The organism is Sulfuricella denitrificans skB26 (assembly GCF_000297055.2).
Classification (GTDB): Bacteria; Pseudomonadota; Gammaproteobacteria; order Burkholderiales; family Sulfuricellaceae; genus Sulfuricella; species Sulfuricella denitrificans.
Genome location: NC_022357.1, coordinates 249,273 through 268,140, shown reverse-complemented (window position 1 = coordinate 268,140; position 18,868 = coordinate 249,273). Strand labels below are relative to the sequence as shown.

Annotated in this window: 18 protein-coding genes; 7 read left to right on the top strand and 11 right to left on the bottom strand. The window is 52.7% G+C overall.

Annotated elements, in window-relative coordinates:
• Nucleotides 1–9 precede the first annotated feature (9 nt).
• From SCD_RS16295 to SCD_RS01225, 4 genes are all read left to right on the top strand, one after another.
• Nucleotides 10–288 carry a hypothetical protein gene (locus tag SCD_RS16295; protein WP_148290723.1) on the top strand — a complete coding sequence of 93 codons (279 nt, stop codon included), beginning with the start codon at nt 10–12 and terminating at the stop codon, nt 286–288.
• Between the two features lie 107 nt (nt 289–395).
• Nucleotides 396–1,232 carry a class I SAM-dependent methyltransferase gene (locus tag SCD_RS01235; protein WP_009206956.1) on the top strand — a complete coding sequence of 279 codons (837 nt, stop codon included), beginning with the start codon at nt 396–398 and terminating at the stop codon, nt 1,230–1,232.
• A gap of 3 nt (nt 1,233–1,235) precedes the next feature.
• Nucleotides 1,236–2,348: a DUF4236 domain-containing protein gene (locus tag SCD_RS01230; protein WP_009206957.1), complete on the top strand. Its 1,113-nt coding sequence runs from the start codon at nt 1,236–1,238 to the stop codon at nt 2,346–2,348.
• Nucleotides 2,349–2,362: 14 nt separating this feature from the next.
• Nucleotides 2,363–2,701, top strand: a complete 339-nt coding sequence (locus SCD_RS01225) for a hypothetical protein (protein ID WP_009206958.1) — start codon at nt 2,363–2,365, stop codon at nt 2,699–2,701.
• A gap of 531 nt (nt 2,702–3,232) precedes the next feature.
• Here SCD_RS01225 and SCD_RS01215 read toward each other — a convergent pair.
• From SCD_RS01215 to SCD_RS01185, 7 genes are all read right to left on the bottom strand, one after another.
• Nucleotides 3,233–4,870 carry a hypothetical protein gene (locus tag SCD_RS01215; protein ID WP_009206960.1) on the bottom strand — a complete coding sequence of 546 codons (1,638 nt, stop codon included), beginning with the start codon at nt 4,868–4,870 and terminating at the stop codon, nt 3,233–3,235.
• A 164-nt stretch (nt 4,871–5,034) separates the two neighbouring features.
• The gene (locus tag SCD_RS01210) at nt 5,035–5,595 is read right to left on the bottom strand and encodes a hypothetical protein (protein WP_148290722.1); all 561 of its coding nucleotides are present in this window, start codon (nt 5,593–5,595) and stop codon (nt 5,035–5,037) included.
• Nucleotides 5,582–6,286 (bottom strand): hypothetical protein, encoded by a 705-nt coding sequence (locus SCD_RS01205; protein ID WP_009206962.1) that lies wholly within the window; start codon nt 6,284–6,286, stop codon nt 5,582–5,584. Before SCD_RS01205 ends, SCD_RS01210 begins: the two co-directional genes overlap by 14 nt.
• A gap of 18 nt (nt 6,287–6,304) precedes the next feature.
• Complete coding sequence (locus tag SCD_RS01200; RefSeq protein ID WP_009206963.1) at nt 6,305–6,613, bottom strand: hypothetical protein; 309 nt, start codon at nt 6,611–6,613, stop codon at nt 6,305–6,307.
• A gap of 53 nt (nt 6,614–6,666) precedes the next feature.
• Nucleotides 6,667–7,206: a 3'-5' exonuclease gene (locus SCD_RS01195; protein ID WP_051338759.1), complete on the bottom strand. Its 540-nt coding sequence runs from the start codon at nt 7,204–7,206 to the stop codon at nt 6,667–6,669.
• 150 nt (nt 7,207–7,356) lie between these two features.
• A complete protein-coding gene (locus SCD_RS01190; protein WP_009206965.1) occupies nt 7,357–8,682 on the bottom strand; it encodes a radical SAM protein in 1,326 nt (441 codons plus the stop codon).
• Nucleotides 8,683–8,787: 105 nt separating this feature from the next.
• Nucleotides 8,788–9,096, bottom strand: coding sequence for a DUF3761 domain-containing protein (locus SCD_RS01185; protein WP_009206966.1), 309 nt, complete (start codon nt 9,094–9,096; stop codon nt 8,788–8,790).
• Between the two features lie 127 nt (nt 9,097–9,223).
• Between SCD_RS01185 and SCD_RS01180 the strand changes: the two genes are divergently transcribed.
• The 3 genes from SCD_RS01180 to SCD_RS01165 all read left to right on the top strand — a co-directional run bounded on the left by SCD_RS01180 (nt 9,224) and on the right by SCD_RS01165 (nt 13,595).
• Nucleotides 9,224–9,997, top strand: a complete 774-nt coding sequence (locus SCD_RS01180; protein WP_009206967.1) for a DNA/RNA non-specific endonuclease — start codon at nt 9,224–9,226, stop codon at nt 9,995–9,997.
• 525 nt (nt 9,998–10,522) lie between these two features.
• Nucleotides 10,523–12,904: an N-6 DNA methylase gene (locus tag SCD_RS01170; protein WP_009206969.1), complete on the top strand. Its 2,382-nt coding sequence runs from the start codon at nt 10,523–10,525 to the stop codon at nt 12,902–12,904.
• 4 nt (nt 12,905–12,908) lie between these two features.
• Nucleotides 12,909–13,595, top strand: coding sequence for a hypothetical protein (locus SCD_RS01165; RefSeq protein ID WP_009206970.1), 687 nt, complete (start codon nt 12,909–12,911; stop codon nt 13,593–13,595).
• A gap of 142 nt (nt 13,596–13,737) precedes the next feature.
• Here SCD_RS01165 and SCD_RS15515 read toward each other — a convergent pair whose 3' ends face one another.
• Genes SCD_RS15515 through SCD_RS01145 form a run of 4 tightly spaced genes read right to left on the bottom strand, consistent with a single transcriptional unit; the run spans nt 13,738 to nt 18,838 of the window.
• The gene (locus SCD_RS15515; protein ID WP_009206971.1) at nt 13,738–15,270 is read right to left on the bottom strand and encodes a TniQ family protein; all 1,533 of its coding nucleotides are present in this window, start codon (nt 15,268–15,270) and stop codon (nt 13,738–13,740) included.
• Nucleotides 15,267–16,166: a TniB family NTP-binding protein gene (locus SCD_RS01155; protein WP_009206972.1), complete on the bottom strand. Its 900-nt coding sequence runs from the start codon at nt 16,164–16,166 to the stop codon at nt 15,267–15,269. Before SCD_RS01155 ends, SCD_RS15515 begins: the two co-directional genes overlap by 4 nt.
• Complete coding sequence (locus SCD_RS15510) at nt 16,156–18,195, bottom strand: Mu transposase C-terminal domain-containing protein (protein ID WP_009206973.1); 2,040 nt, start codon at nt 18,193–18,195, stop codon at nt 16,156–16,158. Before SCD_RS15510 ends, SCD_RS01155 begins: the two co-directional genes overlap by 11 nt.
• Nucleotides 18,188–18,838, bottom strand: coding sequence for a TnsA endonuclease N-terminal domain-containing protein (locus tag SCD_RS01145; RefSeq protein ID WP_161626918.1), 651 nt, complete (start codon nt 18,836–18,838; stop codon nt 18,188–18,190). Before SCD_RS01145 ends, SCD_RS15510 begins: the two co-directional genes overlap by 8 nt.
• Nucleotides 18,839–18,868: the final 30 nt, after the last annotated feature.

Below are 18,868 nucleotides of genomic sequence, written 5' to 3'. Positions count from 1 at the left end.
AGTGTGAACATGAAGAAGCTACTTTTTATTCTTCTCGCTAGTCTCGCTTTTTCTGGCGCTTTTGCCGATGTTAATACCACAAGTCAAAGCCAGGATCAGGGGTTAATACAAAAAGAGCAATGCCAGCAGGTTTTGTCTGCTGATAAAGAGCAAGTGGCTCAAAGAGGCTGTTGCTCATGGCAACAAGGTGTTTGTGGTTGCCAAGGTGGCAGGGTGGTTTGCTGTGATGGCTCCAACTCTCCCTCCTGTACTTGTAACACGGAAGACCCTCCAATCGTTCCGAATTAGTTTTCTGGGCTGCATGTGGGAGCGACAGCCCCTCTTGGGTCGGCGGGGTTGGCGTTAATTAAGGATATCGCTACGTAATTCAAATAAAAATGGAACCACAAAATAAAATGAATGACATGAACACGATATTTGGTCGGGCAATGACTCCCCAGGAATATGCGCATGAATGGAAAGCCTCGGCCGAGCATTTTTCTGTGAATCGGCACTACGCTTGGATGACTCAACAATTGGGTGACAAGCACTTAGTGTTGGAAGTAGGTTGTGGTTCAGGCGCCAGCACATTGAGTTTGGTCCAAGCGGGCATGTGGGTGGTGTCTCTTGAGGATAACGAGCACTTAGTGGCCATAGCGGTTGAGCACCTGAAAGCCAGCGGGATTTCAGTCGAAGTGATATCGCTTGAGGCACTTAATCACCGTGATTTGGCGGCAGACACTCAAGTGCACATTGTTCAGGTGAATGCGTTTGACCCCACACTAGCAACAAGTCTTCCATATCAAGCATTCGATGCACTCGTCTGCTGGATGATTGGATCAAGCCCAGGGGCCATTTCGGCCCAGTTGGGTAAGCAACTAAAAAGCTTCGATGGCAGCGAAATGCCATTCTATCGTGAGCAGGTACATAAGCAATGCTATGAGTTAGGGCGATCCTGTCTTAAGCAGGGCGGCACTGTTCAGATTGTGGATCGCATGGCTATGCGCTCATGGAGCGACAAAGACGCTCTGCGCAGTCAGCTCGTTGAAAATCATAGTGAATTGGCAGGAAATGGCTACGTAGTAACGAAAGAGGCAACTTTCCTCAAAAAAATGGAAGATAGTCTTCACACCTCCCATATTCAGTATTTGACGTCAGCCGATATGGCTGTGGCCAAGGTTATAGCGCTTGGGTCTGCCAAGGCGGTTATCGATCGATCCGAGTCGTTGGCGGGGTCAGAATTAAAGGAATAGCCCATGGGTTTCTATCTTCGTAAGAGCATTAGTGTTGGTCCTCTCCGCTTCAATCTTTCGAAGTCGGGTATCGGAGTTTCCGCAGGTGTAAAAGGACTACGCTTCGGAGTCGGGCCGCGAGGCAACTATGTCCACATGGGTCGAGGTGGGTTGTATTACAGAGCAACCATTCCGTCATCCTCTGCACCTTCCGAGCAGCGACGCCAGCCTGCGCAGCGACTTGACCCTCAAATCCCACCGGGAACACGTGCGCCGCTCGAAGAAATCGAGTCGGCGGACGTTGCCCAAATCGTTGACTCTTCCTCGCGTGAGCTTTTGAATGAACTGAATCAAAAACAAAAGACCACACGGCTTTGGCCTATTGTGGCTGTGGCCTCAATGGCGGTTCTTATCGTTGGGTTGTCGTCGGGGTGGCCGAATTGGTTATTGGTGCTACTTTTCCTGGTGGCTATTGCGGGCACATACGTTGCTCATGGTCGAGACGCCCTTGCCAAAACGGTCGTACTTTTCTATGACTTCGATCCCGAGATGGAAAATGCCTATGGACAGCTTCACAGTTGCGCCGGAAGGTTGGCTGATTGCGCAGCGGCATGGCATATCGAGGCTGAGGGGAAGGTTCATGATCGAAAGTATCACGCCGGTGCGAGCAACCTCGTTAGCCGAAAGCAAACGTTTGTTCGCAGGGCAGAACCACCCTACGTCAAGACCAACATCGAAACGATAGCCATCGGGGTTGGTCGCCAAACGCTGCACTTCTTTCCCGACCGCGTCCTCATCTACGATCAAAACGGCGTTGGAGCCGTCGGCTATCAAGAGCTTCGCGTCAATGTTGGAACAAGGAGGTTCATCGAGAGTGACCCCGTTCCAAGGGACGCAAAGGTTGTGGATAGGACGTGGAAATATGTCAACAAGTCTGGAGGTCCGGATCGCCGGTTCAAGGACAACAAGGAGCTGCCTATCTGTCTATATGAGGAGATTTCCTTATCCAGTCAAACGGGGCTAAACGAGGTGTTGCAAATCTCGCAGTGTGGCGGCGGCGAGAGCTTCGCAGCAGCAATTGCCTTGTTGGGTCAGAAAATCCCCCAGGAGGGAAACGGTGCTATCCCTGCGGGATAGTCCTGCGGATACCCATGCTCGTCCCCGTTCTCTCTGGCGACATACAAATCGAATTAGTTTGCGACTGTCTACGCGAACACGGGCTTGTCGTTATTGAAACAACCAGAACTCACGCGAAATCTATTGCAGCAGAAACCATTGACAAACTTGGTGTCAACGAAGACTCTGAAGATGGTCCAAAATTAATACATCTTTCTACTGAAGTGATAGATCGTGGGTGGTCGGATTTTTATATGTACACGAGTGTTTATGACTATCTCCCTGACGAAACACAGAAAATTGTATCAAAAGCGGTTTTAAGTTGGATTGCAGCAGGCTTGCCGAATATCCATTTCGCAAATGTGCGACTCTAGCCCGTCCATCGAGGTGTTTCTTTGGCAGTCCACCCCGCCTCGGCACCTCAGCTTGGCGTCGCTAGTTATCAGCTTCCACGCTGCTGATTTGGCCTCTAAATAGCCCAAGCGCGTCCCTCCACAAAATTATTAATAATTATTTGAAATTAGATAATTATTTAACCCACAATAAAATGCCCAGCTACGGCAGCTTGTAAGTCCAGGCACTGGGGAAACTAGCACCGGGGCGCCAATAAAGAGAGTAAGGGTTACCTTTTCCTAATCCGGAAATACTTGAGCATCTGGTCCAGATCATCATCGAATGTCTTTTTGACAACACGCCAGTTCTCAGCACGGCCATCCCGATCCGAGAGAAGCTGAATCGCGACTATCAATAAACTGATGATTCCAAAAGCGGCAAATGCAACAGCCAGCATCGCCTGCCACGCCTCCCAGTTTCGTATAAATACCAGCCAAGCAGAAACTAGGGCGAGAGTCAGAGTCGTTAGGATAACGGGCCAAGGCATAAGATTTCACGAGGGGTTGTTTTTCTTATCCTACGCCACTTTCTAGGGGTGTGACACTTAACGCACGTTGGCGCTTCTGTTCTTCGTAATGCTTGTTCTCTATCCCCCATACCCGCATCAGAAAGGGCAGCAGGGCACTGACGCCGTAAGACAATCCGATTTGTCCTGGATAGTTCACCGTGCCTTCGTTCGGGTCCGGCCCTCTGTCCATACCTGCGAAATCGATGAGAAGTTTTTCAAGCACGTGACCCTGCGGATCCTTATCGGGGCGGTAGGGCAAGAGGATGCCTTGGTCGTCGCTGTTCTCGCTCGCCCAGGGCGGCTTTTCTTTGACCAGCAGCAGCAGGGAGGGCTCTATGCCTGGGGCGCTAATACTTAGCCGAGTGGCCCAAATGGTCTCAAGCCGAGAGTCGGTCGTCGGCACCAGGTAGTCCGCACGCGTGAAAGGGGTCTCCTGGCTAGCAGCCTCATCTCGAATGGGAACCATCTCGATGGAATCATTACCCTCAAACCTGACATCTTCGATCACTTGATGCAAGAAGGCAGCCCCTTCGGGATAGGTTTCTATAATGGCCTGTTCTGCGGTCTCAGTGGTCACTTCGGCTTCCCGATTATTGCTGGAAGACAACGGGTCACCAGTAGCAAGAGTAACGTCTGGTGCCGCGTGATGGTGGGCGCCCACCGGTCTAGCCGTCTTGACTCTCCGGACGTGCTTTGTCATGAGGTCCGGAAAAGAGCAGTCGATGTCTTCGGGGCTAGGTACTGCCATCGCTTGCAGGTCACGAGCCACCATTCCATCGGTAAGATAGACCTTGGGGCGGGGATCCTCGTCATGTCTCGCCATTCTTTCTGATTTTTGGCGCGAGGCATTAGACATAGCGGCCAGATTCACCTGCGACGTGTAGAAAAGTTTCTGGAAAGGAAACGGGTGTGTGCATCGGACCAGCCGTTCGGCCAGGAACACCCGGTGCCTACCTTGCTCGATCCACCTGCCCTGAGCGGTCAGGGTCGTCTCGCCAAGGAATGGAAATGTGGTACGAGGGTAATGGCGTTCCTTGTTGGCGGCTGCGCTCACCCCTGAGTTAACGAGCCAACGCATGGCCTTTCGTGCTTGCGGATCGAACGCGATGCGTCCAACTGTGCTGGCCGCGACGCCAGGAAGACCTGGGAACAGATCCAGGTGTGCGATCCCGGTGGCGGGATTGATTCGTGCCGAGGTGTACAGTTGACGGCTAGCCAATGCGCCAGAAAATAGGCGCTTCAGGAGACCTCCGCTTGCGCCGAAGTAGAAGCGGATGAGTTCCATGCAGGGCACTACTAGAGTGACGTTGTTGGCTACGGGCACACGGGCGCAGAATGCCCCAGTGTGGTCTCGGTGTGCTTCCAAGGCCGAAAACGGTAGTGGGTATAGTGAAATGCCTCCTTGGTTCAGAGGGAGACCGGTCGGCGCGACTTCCACTGTAGCGTCATTGATTGTCAGGTCCTCGAAGGTTTCCTGGACGAAGTCCTTGTCGGTCCCGATCCGTTCCTCGCCATTCCATAGATCGCCGATGCGGAACAGTCGAAGGTAGGCTATGGGGATCGCTATGGTGGTGAACTGGTCCCGGTGGATACGAGCGGCGTGCTCGTTATCCTTCCAGCGGGATAGAACGAGCTGGGCCATGGGTGAAGACCCTCCGGTTCGGCTGGCGTAAGTTATGTCCCCGAACCAGGCTATCCGGTGGATGCCACGGCCTAGCTTATGGAATACCGGTCGGAAGTCAGTATCGTTTGAGCGCATCGTGCCGGCGAACGCAATGGACCAAATATTTAGTAGGCTAACAAAACCTAGTAACCCGCAATAACGCGGTAACCATTCTGAAAAGCCCCAGCCTGCTCATCAATTTTGACGCAAAGTCGACGACGATTTGATCCATCACTGCAGGGGGACAAGTTTACGCGACCACCGCGCCTCTCCAACTCGGAAATATTCTTGGTCAGATAAGCTTTTTCCGAACGTAGAGCCTCGATTTCAGCATATGGGGGGATTGTTCCTTGCATCAGGTACGCAGTGCTTAATATCAGAACAACCCCGCAAATCGTTGCAGTTGCAAAAACTTTCCAAGCTGCCCACCGTACGCTATTGCGATAACAGGTCTCTGCCTGTTTCGCCAACTCGTGGGACGTCTTAAATTGCGCGGTTAGCGCTTTAGCGACATCTGCTACTGCCAAGTTCATGGCGCGCGTCATCTCCCTCGAAAGTTGGCCATCAAGTGTGTTCGCCTTGTGCTCAAGATTCGCTGAAGCCTTGTTCATTGCCTGAATCGAACGATCTGCCGCTTGCTGGTGATTTTCAGCAGCCGCTAGAACTCGCCCGAGCGAATCGTAAAGCTGATCAAGATCTCTCATGTTCATAACCCCTGTCTTTCCGATCAAGCGACAGTTCTCGCTGCCTGTCCTGCTCTAATGCCTTTTCCATGTTGGCTTTGATTTCGGCGACAAAGTTCTTGTGTTGAAGACGCAGTTGCATCATATCGGTCAGCTCGACAAAGTTGATATCCCCTTTAGCATTGATCGCAAGAAGCAGTCCACCTGTGCTTACGCTACCGGATCCTTGGCAGCGTGCAACAAGGGAGAGGTAGCCCCTTAGCTCTTTGGGGGAAAATGTATTCTGCCCATTAACAACATCTTCTGCTATTGAACTAATAAACTGGGCAAGGCTATGCTGTTGCTTATCTTGCGGGTATGCATCAAGGTACGGAACGATACGAGAAATGAATGTTTTGTTTTCCGGATGGGTTTCGACAAACCAATGTATCGCTCTAGACACTTCAGCCATACGTGTGCCCCCTCCAATTGCCGCGGTAAGCTGCTCGTGCCTTGTTTTTTCCTTGTTGGACTTATTATTGAGCTGTTTGAATTCTATAAGGCGAATGACGCCAGGGAATTCCAGCAAGACGTCGGCCAGCTCCTTGTCAGCAGGGGTCTGCTGCAACAGGTTGATTACGGAGGGCACAAGGCCAGTCGTGGTGCGAGCCCGCACGGCAAAGCCGAGTCCATATAAGAAATTGCCAATTACAATGTTTTCATAGAGTTTCATGAAATCCTCAAATTCAAATTATCCATTTTCATCTACGAAGATCCAGTATCGATATGACGCCCACAAGAAACCGATTGCTGCGAACAAAGTGACCACTAAAGAACCTAAGTAAAGTAGATCCGTGAACTTATTGATTATCAATTGAAGCCCCGTCACCGGCGCATCTGTGGGCGCTATAAGCATGGCGCAGACAAATCCTAGAAGGCCCGCCATGCCGAACATGACCATCTGCCTCCAATGCTTTCTGTATTCCTCTAAAAATGGATCGCGGCTCGTGGTAAAGATCTCGCCAAGCCAAAAAAGGAAAGCAATAATTTTTTCAAACATTTGTTGACCCTTTGTACATATTGTTTCTCAGGTAAATATCAATAGAATGGCCTTTAGAACAAACTTCCTTGCCGGTTTTCAGCGCGGTGTTCCGCATTGTTCGAGCCACAAATGTCCAGAATCGCATCGAGTGTCAAATCGCCGTTACCATCAAACCGCTTAGCCAGAATAACAAAGACATGGGCAGCAGCCAAAGCATCATATGCAGCACGATGCGGACGGCCCTCCAGCACGTTCTCGAGATTGAATTCTTCCACAAGGGCAGAAAGTGAGTAGCTCTCAAGGCCTGGTACAACGGTCCGGGCCAATTTCAAAGTATCTAGCGTTGCGCTAGGCTTCCACTTGGGAAGGCTCAACTGCAGAACCCGGTAGTCAACTCCTACATGGTGCCCAATAATCATTTCGGCGCCCAGCTCCAGCTCCAAGTCCCCACTCACTTCCGACAATGTCTGTTTACCCCGTACATCTCGATTAGATATGCCGTGGACGCGCTCAGCTTGCCAGGTAATCGGCTCGGATGGGCGCACCATCCATTCCTTGGGCGGCATCAGTACAGTACCGCCCACGATCTTGGCTATTGCAAGTTCTACCAAGCCGGGTGGTTGTCGACCATTTCCCTCGACATCCACCGCAAGAAAAGTGTGTTCGTACCAGTGGCTCGTAGGTGACCTATTCAGAAAATCTCTCCATCCGCATGCATGATTCGGCTTGTCGACCGGCAGCCACGTTGGCCGGAACTCTTGCTACGCTGGGCCTGGCATTAGGTTATCGTGCTCGACCAGCTCCGCGTTGCCGATTTTCTGCACTAACGATGCTCGACGTGCCGGTTCGAGTACATCAAACAAGCCTGCAAAACTTGCCACCTTGATGTCCGCGATGACCCGTTTCAACCCGTCAACACGCAGCTCCTTTTCCTGCTCGTCGATCTGTCCCGTCATATCGTTTGCTGGTGTGTTTGGCCGCGCCGAGAATGGAACGGCGGTGTTGATCTGGAGATTAAGGTCTTTTACCAAGCTAACGGTTTCCATATATTCCGAATGGGTTTCGCTCGGGAACCCCACCATCCAGTTGCAATAAAACACGGTGTCCGTCGTGCGTCGAAGCGTAGAATAAAAGTTGGCGATCTCGCCAATGTTGTAGCGGCGGCTCATCGCGTCCAGGATTCGCTGAGATCCGCTCTGCAGCGACACATAAAGGAGATCAATGCGGCCATCCCCGCACCATCGACGGAAAAGGTCTGCGTTTCTTAGAAACGGTTTGGGCTCGAGGTAGCGAATTGAAAGACGAATGCCCGGGTCAAGGTCTAGGAGCGCGGTCATCAAGTCGCGAAACTTTGGGCCTTTCTCATTGGCGCCGTAGTTGCCTACCTCGTCACCGATAAGAGTGATCCGTCGTATTCCGCGGGCCAAAGAGGTGCGGGCCTTTTCAAGAACCGCATCCAAAGGAACTGACGTGTAAGCCCCTCTGCCGTGCGGGATAGCACAGAACGCGCATTTGTAAGGGCAGCTACGGGTGACCACAATGAATTCGGTAGGTTCATTCTCATGGTAAAAGACGAAGCCCCTAGTAGTGCGCCGGTAGGTAGATTCCAGCACCGTACCATGCTCCCTATCCACCTGTTGCAGCGAGGCAACTACTTCAGCTTTCTCGGGTCCCAAACGCCGCCGAAGTTGACTCAATCCATTGTCAGTCGCGCCTTCGAAGTCGATTGAGGTATCCTGCGTGACATCACGATCCAAAGTGCCAATTTCCAAACCAGTATAGCGCTTAAGAACATCTTCTTGGCGACCGATGGTCAGGTTATGCACACGGGTTAGGCTGCGCACCATTTCAGCGTCAATACTAGCAACACAGCCGGTGACGGTCACTTTCGCCTTGGGAGCCCGGTCGTGAATCGAAGTAATTTGCCGGATGGCATCGTCCACCCATTTTCCCCGCACGGCGCAACCTGCGAATATCACCTCATCAGCATCCTCGGGCTTTTGGACCAGTTGGTAACCCTGCCGTCTTAGGCCTTCTCTAAGCAGGTTAAAGTCGTAGCTCGCATTGAAGCAGGCATTGTGTGCCAAGAATATCCTCAAGGCTTGTTTTGTCCCATTATTCGACATTCAATCACACCTTTTAATACTGAGTCGTCGGTTCGTCGGCGGTTAACGCCGACTGGCAGTTCGCCACTAATTGAGCCACTGCGCTACGCCGCCGTGATGCGAGCAAGTACCTGAGCGGGAGCGGCTGAAGCTGTAGGAGCTGTCACGGCATTGGGCAGATGCGCCTGCTGGAACTGCGCCAGACTTACTCTTGGATGGCGAATGGACTGTCTGGCCATCCTTGTTGGTGTAATGCCCATGGGCCTCTAGGTCGCTTTCGTTCGGGGAGGCTTCTTGCGTATAGGTCTGATTCTGATCCGAGGACCGGCGTGCTTCGGCCAGATGAGGAAAGGTGAGAAGCGAAATTGTCAGGAGAGCGAGAAACAGTCTGTTCATGGATTAACTCCCATCGCAGGGCCTCAGGGTTTGGGAAAGCGCTCTATGCAGGTTTACTTTCTGTTTTTATAACAACACAATAGCAGAACGTGTTTTTTCCGGGGAGGGAAAATTGTCTGGAAGCTATTTGTCTCGATATACGCTGGTCATCCTTCTTGCCATCCTTACTGCGGGCGCATCTGCCGATGGCTCTCTGGAGGGTTGTAAGGAATACGCCAAACTAGGGGTGCCGGGGACGAGCGGCACTCTGCTCTGCCGAACGGGCTACCTCCTGGCACACGACCCCGCCCGAAAGACACCAATATGGGTTGCGGAACACCTGACCCACGATAAGGCTGCAGCCACTCTAGCCCGGACGAATAACTTCCAGCCTGACCCCGATCTTGAGGAGGGTGAGCGCGCCGAACTTTCCGACTACAAGGGCAGTGGCTACGATCGGGGCCACATGGCGTCGGCCGGTGACATGCGGTGGGACCAGCAGTCCATGAGCGAAAGCTTTTTTCTCTCGAATATGGTTCCCCAGGTTGGCAAGGGCATGAACCAGGGCATCTGGAAGGATTTGGAGGAGAAGGTTCGGCATTGGGCGCTGAACCGGGGTGAGCTTTACATCTATACCGGCCCGATCTACGTCAACGCAGCCCCCAAGACCATCGGTGCCAACAAGGTCGCTGTCCCAACACACATCTACAAGATAGTTTACGACCCCGTTCAGGTGGAGGCGATCGCCTTCATCATGCCCAACATGAAGCTGAAAAGCTCGGATATGCCGAATTACATAGTGACGGTTCGGGAAGTGGAGGAGAAAACGGGGCTCAATTTCCTGTCGAGGCTGAAACCGAAGATTGAGGATGCAGTCGAGTCCACCAAGGCTGGGGCTTTGTGGGATGATGTGGATAACTAAGCGAGAGGCTATTTTATAGCCCTGTCGTGGGAGGCGGGAAATGGCGACGATGTTAAGACCCGGAGCGCTTGTAATTTCTCATCGGACAGCCAATTGGCCCAAGTAACACCCTTTGTATTTGTTTCGATATAAGGGCTAATAGTAGGGGGTCCCCTACCAGTTAGTAGCCAATCCAGATTGGGCAATGCCCCTGACCGTGTAGGGATTGCAGCCAGCAACTGCAGGCGCTCTATATCCATTCCACCTTTACCGCTCAATGCCTTGCGTAGGGTTGAGGTGCTTGCCAGTTGCAAGCGCTCAGCAAGTTCCTTAAGGCTTAGTTCAAGATGAACCTGCATCAGGAAGCGTAAGCGATCGCCAAATGATGTCTGGAAATTTTGAGTACGTTGTGTGCGCGACATTATGCTATAATATAGCATAACTGAGCTATATTATAGCCATTTGATTACAGTGAAGTTAATTCAATGTGTTACATGACTTTCTTAACCCTATAGAGTAAGATACGCATGCGAACAAGGTAGAATAATGTCGAACGCCTCAACAGAACGATTAAGAGACCCGAGCTACTGGCGCGAAAAGCTAGGGCTTCTGCCTGTCCCCATGTATGGGCACAGCAATGAAAGTGGCTATGTTCTGCTCAATGGAGCTTTAGGTAATTTCTGTCTTCAGGTTGCAGGGGACCCAGAAGATGACCCTAGGAGCATCGCATGGTCATCGGATGTTGGACATTTCCTGAAGATCGGGAATCAGCACATCAGCGTACTGAGCTGGCAAGATCCTTCTGCTTTCCCGACCAGTTATCCCATCGAAGATGTAAGCCAGCGTCTCAACGAATTCCATCAATACTTGGAAAAACGTGAGCCTAATCGCGATGCATCGATTGTGACTCATGCGCTCCGTATCTTGGGTCAACTCAGGCAACTGCTTCCATTTGAGGCGACACCTGCACAAACCATTGACCATTTCCTACGGTTGCTTGCATACGGATCAGATAAAACAGCACCGCAGCCATTCGGACAATCATGTGTTGGGGATACGCTGCAGTTGGATGAAGACATGCTGCGCAATTCTGAATGGGATATGCTACTGAACGAGCTAACGCGTGATCGTCCCGTCAGCTCATTGAAGCCTCTCATCATGCTCTTGCTCAGGCATAGTTCGGGTAATTTGTTTCAGGATGTTCACTACAGAATCCAAATTCCCTTGACCCGTGACTTGCCTGGCATCCCGCCAGCACCTGCGAAAATTCTGAGCAAATCCCAGGACAAGGTATCAGGGGTTTACTTTACTCCGCCATTTATTGCACGGACGCTTGTTGAAGAGGCGCTCAGGGCATTGGGACCAAACCTTCCTTCTGTGCTCAAAGTGTTTGATCCAGCTTGTGGCTCCTCAGAATTTTTTAAGGAATTACTGCGTCAGCTCAATATGTTGGGCTATAACGGTTTGGTGTATATCGAAGGGTGGGATATCTCCGAGCCCGCACTCAAGATCAGCAATTTTACGCTTGCCTTCGAAAAACAGTTTCCGTCGAAGTTCAGGCTGGAATACCGTATCCTGCATCGCGATACCATATTGACTAATCGAGATGAATGGCCGCAAAACGTGGATATCGTTCTTATGAACCCGCCATACGCTGCCTGGCAATTCCTGGGCGAAGCATACCGGGATCGTTTGACCGAACTGTTCGGCAATGGCAAACCCAATCTTGCGGTTGCGTTTGCTCAATTAGCCATGGATTGCATCCGAGCCGAGGGAGTGTTTGCTGCCGTCCTGCCTGCTGCCGTGACTGATACAAAATCTGCACAGGACTGGCGCGAGCAGGCCGCTTCAAATTTCACACCCCACCTCATTGCAAAGCTAGGTAGCCAAACCCTATTTACGAATGCCCTCGTTGATGCCAATCTAGTCGTTTCTATCCGCCGACAGAATTCGTCTGCCCCATGCCGCGTAATCTGGGCTGATCATAAAAAAGCCAGCACTTATAAAGCATTGCGCACCCTGAGAAGCCTCTCATCTGCCAACATTAGTTCAGAGACAGTCAGCACCTCTGAATATAGTGTTTATGCGGACTATGCCATCGGTAGGAATGGTGAACCCTGGCGTCCACGTAGTTATGAACTGATGAGCCTGATCGGCAAATATAGTTACTTACCCAAGCTGGGTGAATTGTTTGATGTAAAACAGGGATCAAGGACCGGTGATAGTGTATTCGTTCAGCCAGCCGAATATGTGCACAGCTTGAGTCCAGAAGAGGCAAGGTTTTTCCGGCCGGCTGTCGTCAACGCATCAATTGATTTTGGTGTACTGAATCGTGATTGGTATGTTTGGTTTCCTTATACACCAGGCTTGCCGAAAATTGCAGATGAAGAAATGCTGCGTAATTTAGTACCGCAGTATTATCAAGAAAAGCTCGCCAGTAGCACACTAAGAATATCCTCGGGCAATTCGAGAGCACGAGAAGAATTAAATTGGTGGGATCTGATTTGGCCAAGACAATGGCAATTCGAGAAAAAGAAAAAGATCATATCGACTTACTTTGGCGAAGAGGGCTGCTTCGCTTACGATGCAACCGGTGACTTTGTCGTGGTCGTAGGACATGGCTGGATTCCGCATAAAACCTACGAATCGTCATTTACTGATGACTTGGCATATGCTTATGTGGCTATTACTGCATCACGTCTGTTCGGTCAATTATTAGAAGCGGTTTCAACTCATATCGGCGGCGGTCAGCTTAAACTCGAAAAGCAGTTTCTGCGTAATATTCCATTGCCATGGCTTGGCAAAGGAACGGTTTTGTCTCTGTCTACCATCCGGAAGTTAAGTGCTGTCGGAGAAGAGATTGCCAATGATCATCATGTCGACCGCGAAGCTCTGAACAGCTTGGTTGTAGAGGCGTATTCGCTTTAGTCCCATGTCTATTCCTTACAGTAAAGACTTCGTTAAGGAACTGACTACAATTATAAAAAGCGAGATCGGGGCTCATCTGCAAGACGGTGTTGCGGATTTGAAGTCACGGCAGAACAAGCGGGTCATTATTCCAAATAATGCCATATATGTCGAAATCGCTCGCAACAATTTAACCGACGTATTTGAGGATAAAAGCTCACCCCGACCGCTTATTATCATGCCGTTCATCTTCGAACCCAATAACCCGCAGGAGGTGGCTATCTGGCTGGGGTTCGTTGCGCGCTTCGAGAATGATAAACAGGGGCAAGGGCTCAGCTTGATCTCAATTTCGATCTCGTTGATCCGAGGTTCGCAAACCAAATCATACATCCTGAGAGCCGAATGGGATTCCAGGTCTATTGCCAATGCGGACCATGCGCAGCCGCATTGGCATGCGATCCCGGGGCGTCCACTTTTCGATGACCCTAGCGAAGGGCGGTGGAGCAATGTCCAGTCTAATCTGCATCTCGCTATGTGCGCAAAATGGCGTGCAATCGCTGATGAAGGTAACTTTAGCCATGCACATCAGTTTCAGGAAAAAGATGTCATCTCTTGGGTTACAAAAACGCTGAAATATGCACGTGGACAAATGGAACAATGTCTCAAAAATTACCCCATGACCGAGAATGTCGGAAAAGAAATGTTCTTTTAGTCTGCATTAACTTTAAGAACTAACAAGCTGGGCGTGCTTTTGACAGGAAAATTAAGATTTACTATCAAAAAATACTGCAAAGTGCGGCAGATGGTCTCTTGTGTGGAAAAGGTAGGTAAAACCAACTTTAACCTTGCACGGTTTATTTGCCCACAAATCTTTGTCTCAGCGCTTCCGCGCACATCTCCGACCCATTAGCCGCCAGAAACAATATCCGATTGTCCCGACTTTTCACTAGAGCCGGCCTCACATCCCGCAGATAAGACAGAACCACTCCTTCCAGCTTGCTTCGTCCCGGCCCAGCCAACCTGCCCATCTTCGCCAGCGCCAATGCCTCGGCAACAGTTATCGTCCGAACTTGACGTTGAGACATCCCAGTCAGCCGAATAAACCAAAAAATCGCCCGATCCCTTTCCAGAAGCAGCCTGGCTCTCGACCCTTTCGGCTTTGAGCGGATTGCTTCATCGATCCCGGCAAAAAAACGTTCCATCTCTTCTTCCGTCATCGTCCGCGGCTTCTGCTTCCGGTAGGCGGTGGCAGCCATGGAATCCGGGTTACCAATTAGCTGACCAACCGATTTCCCCGACACCCTTTGCTGAGTCCGTTCTAAATAAGCCGCGGCATGTTTCGCCTCTTCCTCTGTTGGCGTGTATCCAGACCGATCCAATCGCTTCCGAACCTCGCTCTCGAACCAGTATGGTGGCTCCCAGTCGGAAAGTAGCCTCGATTGGGTTGTCCTGGCTAGGATGCATGCCTGCACGAACCGGTCCGGCCAATCCATCAGAAGCCAGAGTGCCGCTAGCAGCAGATAATGCCGTTCAATCAGTGGCCGTGATTCGAAATCTCGCCCATTGCTCGTTACCGCCATGTCCACCAACCGACTTTCCCCGGCTGCAACCGCCAGCAGCTTCTTCCCCTTAGTCGATGAAAGGAAATTGCACATCCGGTGCAGAACGTCCATGAAAGTATGTCCATACTGGTACACCTCATTCCCGCAGAACGTCCACCCCATGTCATAAAAAGTCGCCAGGGAGCGCAGCTGGATGAGTGCATGCACGTCACCGGCGGACGGATCCCAGGCCGGAGCCCGTGAAAGGTCGTTGCCGCAGGCATGGCATTTGGCCGCAGGTTCGAACCGGTGATCATCCCGGTGCCCCAGCTCGCGCCGGAAAAAAGCGACCGGTGCACCGCATCGGTGGCAGCGGTCATGCATCAGTACCCCATGTCGTTCACAGACCGTAGCGAAGGCAAGCCGCCAACTTCGTCGAAAGTATGGCTCTGCATCCGTGGCCAGGCACAGCGGACAGAACTGCAGCCCATAGCGTCGCCGGGTGCGGTGATACACACCCAGCGGCATGATCCACCGAGTATTCCCGTTGGGATTGTGGTGCTGGTAGAGAACCCCCTCGAAAGGAGCAAGGGTCAGCGCAAGGAGATCGTCAGGGTTCTTGCCGGTCATGTCAGCGAGATGTGAGATGACGGCAGGGGAAGCCAGCTTGTCCTGGTCGCGAGCCCAGAAAGCGCTCTGCCGACCGAATAATCTGTCCGCCAGAGTTTGCGCCTTCACCTGGTTCATATGGGCAAGCCTCATGAACCAGTGGGTCAGCAGTTCGTCGGGCAAGGGTTGGGGATGCACGGGCAGCCGGGTACCGGATAGCCCGTACAATGGGGTCACGACAACTGCTCCTTCAATTCTTTGTAATCCTGGACTCCCCAGCGATGCTCTTCAATCATCTCGGCCGTAATGCATTCGATGCCTTCACGGATCGCGTAGATCGCCGCCTTGTTGAGCACCTCCGCCACTCGGCCAACGATGCCGAACGTATGCTGGTAAATGACGCTGCTGAGTTCTGGGTCGCCCAGATATGATGGCTTTCGCAGAGGCAGCATCAGTTCGAAGCACTGCAGCAGCTCCTGGAACGCGTCGTCGTCCTTGAAACGCACCAAAGGCAGCGGGGTGAGCCGACTGCTGATCTGTTCGTCCGTGCGAATCGCATTGAGCGCCTCGATCGTCCCTGCAGTAATTACGGGGCGATGTAATTCATTCATAAGGTATTTAATCGAGTTCAGCCCCTTACGCTGGGAGTTGGCGCTGCCCTCCAGCAAATTGTGTATTTCATCAATCAGCAGCACCCGCATCCCCACCTGGCGGAGCAATTCGACCGTCGCCCGCCGCAGTTCCGGGGCTTTGGTGTTGGCGGGTATCCGGGCATTCAGACTCGCCAGTATTTCCGGGTAGATGCCCTCCTTGGCCGTATCCGGATATTGCACCGATACGATCGGTATGATCGCGGCATCTCCATCCGGGTTGTCATCGGCGGGGTGTCTTCGCAGGAACTCGTCGAACAGAGTGCTCTTCCCCATGAGAGACCGTCCCACTACCAGTCGCCCTTGCGGTCGTACGGCATCCTCTACCTTGTAGAGCGCTTCGAGCTCGTCGAGGATGCTCTCTGCCTGCTGATGGGAGATGAACCGGTCCCGTGAAATGTAGGCGATCCGGTGCCCATCGTCCTGATCAGCCATCACTGCCGCCTCGTCGGTCAAATGTGGATAGCGTTCTTCAGGTGTCATCTGGTTTCTCCTTGATGATCGACGGATCTACAGCCGCTGGCCGAACTTTGTCGCGCAGGGCCTTCAGGCGCTCCGGGTCGAGCGGTTTTTTATGGGCGGACACGGCCGAGCGGCTATTGGGTGAAGGGGGCGGCTTGACCAAGGAGCCTTCGGCTCGGCGGCGTTCCTTTTCATTTGCCAGGCGCTGTTGCTTTGTCCGCCGGGCGGAAGTGATCTTGAACTCCTCCCGCCGCTGCTTGCTTTCGTAGCGCTGATCAGCGAACTGCGCGGATGGGTCGCCCAGGCGCTTCTTCCGGGCGTTATGTTCCCACAGGCTGATCGAGCCCTTGCGCAGGTCTGTGAAATGGATATCCAGATAATCCCCCGTGGCCGGATTCAGGAGCCATAGCTGGGAGATATCACGGGGATCGTAGCGGACCTCGTAGAGGCGTTCGGCGTACGGCTTTTCCAGATTGATGGAGTCTCCGATCAGGGTCAATGCCGGGTTGTGGTAGTTTTCCGTAAAAATCTCCACTATCCCATTGCGGATAGTCCGCATATAGAACGGCAAAAGTGAAATGCGCAGCGCCATAGGATCGGCTGGTCGCTCGGGCAGGCCCGTTGGAGGCATGCTATCCCCCTCGAATATGCCTTTCTTCCACTTCTGCAGGGGGGTGAGCCTGTCCATTTCCTTGCCCCTGTGTTTCCTCAGATGGTAGTCGTTGACCAGGAATTCCGTGAACAACGTCTCAAATTCAGCGATCGTGAAAATCGCCTTACCCTCGGAATCGTATTCACCTCTTTCCGTTGGGTTGGAGAACTTCGTGCCCGGGAGGCTCTTGAATTCATACATGAACGTTTTGAAAGCGCTTTCGACGTGCCCGCCGAAGTTGGGAGAGCCCACTGGCCGGTCCCTCAGGTCGAAACGGTAAAGACGGCGGGCGCCATGCATCATGCGCCCGTTCAGCTCGGCTGCATTGTCCACGTGGACAATGTCGGGAAATCCCCAGCACGGCCATTCGCCGCTCACCCCCACGCTTCGCATGAAATCCTCCTTAGGCAGGAAGGCATGCGCGAGCGCCATGCCGGTGGAAAGCGTGGACGGCGGGTCGAGGGATAAGAAAAAGCCCAGGACCATCCGGGAGTAGGTGTCGATAACGAGCGTCAGCCAGGCATCGCCGATGGGTTGCCGGTCTAGCTCGTCCACCAGGCAGACCTGGGTCGGGGTATGGTCGACCTGGACGATAGCCAGCGGGTAATCATTGTCCGGAAGCTTCCCAACCTTGGAACCGAACTTGTCCTTGACGATTTTCTTGCGGCCCTGCAGCAGGAGCTTTTCCTTGAGCGTGGTCTCCTGTTCCATGTTGCGCAGCGCGGAGAGCGATATGCCCTTGCATTCCTTTATCTGGTACGTCCCTCTTTTGAGCGCTCCATTTATCAGCTCGTGGATATTGGACAGGGTCTTGGGTTCTTCGATGAACCGGTATTTGCGCAGGTGATCGCGCATGACCTCCCGCACCTCGGATTTCAAGCGGTAATGTCCGCTGTCGGCGCGGACGGCGGGCAATATGGCCTCTGGCGATCCATGCAGCCGCACGAGCGCGATATGCCTGTAGGCGGTCGCCGTGCTGATGTTGAACTTCTTGCAAAGTTCGTCCACAAGCGGCCCGCGCGCTTGTCGCGGCGTTTTCAGGATGACAATGATGGACTTGAATTCTTTGATCGCATTGTCGAGCAATTTTTTCTGCTCTTCGGTCAGCTCCTCGCCCATGAATTGGCGAATCTTGCGCTTAAGTAGCCGCTGCGCGTTCCGGGAAGTGGGAATGTTTGCAGTACCCATCTCGTCGGAGGGCTTACCTTGGGAGTCCTTGGACGTCGCGGTGCCGTCCCAAACTGGAAGACCCAGTTCGGCGATAGGCAGGAAATCGTGCCGCTGGTCGGAAACCCGGGTGGCCAGTACCCGCTCGAAATCTTCCACGTGGAGGATCCGCCAGTTCTGGTCTCGGAAGGAAACGATGTCGCCAGGCTGGAGTGGGATGGTGTTAGGCATGGGACATCGCCCTCACCATGGATTGGAGCGTAAGCGGCTGCTCCAGATCCACCTCCACGCGCTGCAGGGCGATCAGCCGGTAGCAGGCTGGCAGGACCTTGGCCCGTGCCTCCAGGGTTGACGCCAGGGTGCCGGCCCATTCATCCAGAGTAAGGGAGCCGTTCTCATCCAGCTTCTCGAGTAATTCCGGCTGGAAATGGGAGTCCTTCACTTTCTCCAGGGCGCGGAGCAGGAAACGAACGTTCTTCAGGTAGGGCGTGCGGACATCCTTTTCACGGAAAACGCTGAACTCCCAGCCTTGTGCCGTTGCGTAGCGCTTCGCGGCGGCCCACTTGAGTGCGTTTTCGGCCGCGTTCTCCTTGTAAGGGTGTTTACGCTTGACTGGCTGGGGAGCGTCTTCAGGGTGGTCGGGTTTGATCTCACATAACAGGGGCGGCTTGCTGACAGATTCGTCCATATCCTGATGGTAGTGAACCAGAACGTCTGGGGTGTAGGTGTGGATTTTTCCCTTGGCGTCTAGCCATTCAACCTTGACGGGTTGTGCCTCGAAACTCGCTACCGAACGGTTGAAGCGGAGCAAGACAAAGAAATCCTCTTCGATGGTGGACTCGAATTGTTGCCCATCGGGTGCGGTACCGGTCACCTTTACAGGGCACGCTCGGATTTTGCGCGT

Excerpts from the sequence above, each read along its gene's own strand:
- SCD_RS01200 (WP_009206963.1), bottom strand. The coding sequence starts at position 6,613 with ATGTTTGAAAAAATTATTGCTTTCCTTTTTTGGCTTGGCGAGATCTTT.
- SCD_RS01210 (WP_148290722.1), bottom strand. The coding sequence starts at position 5,595 with ATGAGAGATCTTGATCAGCTTTACGATTCGCTCGGGCGAGTTCTAGCG.
- SCD_RS01230 (WP_009206957.1), top strand. The coding sequence starts at position 1,236 with ATGGGTTTCTATCTTCGTAAGAGCATTAGTGTTGGTCCTCTCCGCTTC.
- SCD_RS01155 (WP_009206972.1), bottom strand. The coding sequence starts at position 16,166 with ATGACACCTGAAGAACGCTATCCACATTTGACCGACGAGGCGGCAGTG.
- SCD_RS01235 (WP_009206956.1), top strand. The coding sequence starts at position 396 with ATGAATGACATGAACACGATATTTGGTCGGGCAATGACTCCCCAGGAA.
- SCD_RS01225 (WP_009206958.1), top strand. The coding sequence starts at position 2,363 with ATGCTCGTCCCCGTTCTCTCTGGCGACATACAAATCGAATTAGTTTGC.
- SCD_RS01170 (WP_009206969.1), top strand. The coding sequence starts at position 10,523 with ATGTCGAACGCCTCAACAGAACGATTAAGAGACCCGAGCTACTGGCGC.
- SCD_RS01185 (WP_009206966.1), bottom strand. The coding sequence starts at position 9,096 with ATGAACAGACTGTTTCTCGCTCTCCTGACAATTTCGCTTCTCACCTTT.
- SCD_RS01215 (WP_009206960.1), bottom strand. The coding sequence starts at position 4,870 with ATGGCCCAGCTCGTTCTATCCCGCTGGAAGGATAACGAGCACGCCGCT.
- SCD_RS01205 (WP_009206962.1), bottom strand. The coding sequence starts at position 6,286 with ATGAAACTCTATGAAAACATTGTAATTGGCAATTTCTTATATGGACTC.
- SCD_RS16295 (WP_148290723.1), top strand. The coding sequence starts at position 10 with ATGAAGAAGCTACTTTTTATTCTTCTCGCTAGTCTCGCTTTTTCTGGC.
- SCD_RS15510 (WP_009206973.1), bottom strand. The coding sequence starts at position 18,195 with ATGCCTAACACCATCCCACTCCAGCCTGGCGACATCGTTTCCTTCCGA.
- SCD_RS01165 (WP_009206970.1), top strand. The coding sequence starts at position 12,909 with ATGTCTATTCCTTACAGTAAAGACTTCGTTAAGGAACTGACTACAATT.